The 1,597-nt window shown below is 43.9% G+C and carries 2 protein-coding genes; both read right to left on the bottom strand.

What is annotated here, in order from left to right:
- Positions 1 to 105: 105 nt before the first annotated feature.
- The gene (locus VF500_RS21680) at positions 106 to 423 is read right to left on the bottom strand and encodes a hypothetical protein (protein ID WP_091210719.1); all 318 of its coding nucleotides are present in this window, start codon (positions 421 to 423) and stop codon (positions 106 to 108) included.
- 71 nt (positions 424 to 494) lie between these two features.
- Positions 495 to 1,597, bottom strand: a 1,103-nt coding sequence (locus VF500_RS21675) for a molybdopterin dinucleotide binding domain-containing protein (protein ID WP_330861680.1), incomplete at its 5' end; no start/stop codon positions are given.

The raw sequence follows: 1,597 nt of genomic DNA, 5'->3' as shown, positions 1-1,597 counted from the left end.
TATTCTATTTTATAGGGCCGTATTAATTTAAGCGCTAAAGATACTACAATAGCCCTAACTTAATGTAACTATGATAAAACAATGGTGTTAAAATTGTAAAAATGGTTATTCTTCTGCCGCTTCCTCACCTTTTGTGCCCAGTTCAACAATATCGCCTTTTTTAAAAAGGATTGCTTGCAGGGTAGTACGCCAAACAGGTTTTTTGCGCAATAAAAACTCCAGATCCATTCCAAAATGCTTAAACTCTTCCTGCTGAGCATTTTGCATAATAGCTTTTGCCTGTTTATCTTTTTCAACCGAGATGCGCTGCTCGTACCAGTTTATAGCCTCAGCCTCTTCGGTTAACGAAACTATCATACGGGCAAATGTGCGGGTTTCGTCTGATAATTCATTGGCGGGTTCATGATATTGATCAAATGACATATTTCTCCTTTTTTAGGAGATAAGTATCATATAAACGCTTTTGTTTTAGCACATAAGTATTTAGATGGTTATTAAGCCACATGTTTCCTGATCTTGATAACAACCAGTTTTGACGTAGGCGTATTGCTTTGTTCGGCTACGCTGTTAATGGGGATCAGCACATTTGCCTCGGGATAATAGGTAGCCGTGTTCCCTTCGGGGATGTTATAAGGCACAACTACAAACAGCCTTGCTACACGCTCCACACCATCATCATAGTTAAACAGATCGACCTTCTCCTGCGCCTTAAAACCTGCCTTCTGCATATCATTTTCGTTCATTAAAATTATCCGGCGCTCATTATGGATGCCCCGGTAGCGGTCGTTAAGACCATATATGGTTGTATTGAACTGATCATGACTGCGAATAGTTGCCATATGGTATTCGTCGACCGACAGCTCATGCTTCGGCAGCGGGGCGATATTAAAGGGCACAACGCCCCCATTCTTCTCGGTAATAAACTTTCCTTCGCGTGCGGCGTTGGGCAAGTAAAAACCACCGGGCAAACGCACCTTTTGGTTATAATCCTCACAACCGGGAATTACTTTGGCTATCACATCGCGCACGGCATCATAACTTTGGGCGTATTTGCCCCAGTCAATAACCGAGCGGTTACCCAATGTTGCTTTGGCAAGATTACAGACAATCTGGTTCTCGTTCATAAGATGGTCAGATACCGGCTTCAGCATCCCTTGTGACATTTGGACAACTCCCATGGAGTTTTCACAGCTTATAAATTGCTCTTCTCCGTTTACAACATCTTTATCACTTCGTGATAGTGTTGGGAGGATCAAAGCCTCCTCGCCATGAACCAGATGACTACGGTTTAATTTGGTGGATACATGTACCGACAGCTTAAGCTTGCGCATAGCCTGGGCAGTAAACAGGGTATCGGGCGTGGCCGAAAGGAAATTACCCCCCATTGCAAAAAACACTTTAAGCTTGCCCTCGTCCATTGCTTTGATGGATTCAACAACGTCATAACCGTGCCCCCTCGGCGGCTCAAAACCAAAAATTTCTTTGAGTTTATCTAACTGTTTAGGTTTCGGCTTATCCCAGATCAACATTGTACGGTTACCCTGAACATTGCTATGGCCGCGCACAGGGCACAAACCTGCGCCGGGTTTGCCGATAG

The sequence above is a fragment of the Mucilaginibacter sp. genome, from assembly GCF_036383575.1.
Taxonomy (GTDB): domain Bacteria; phylum Bacteroidota; class Bacteroidia; order Sphingobacteriales; family Sphingobacteriaceae; genus Mucilaginibacter.
The sequence above is the reverse complement of the archived record's forward strand: the minus strand, read 5'-3'. Positions and strand labels throughout refer to the sequence as shown.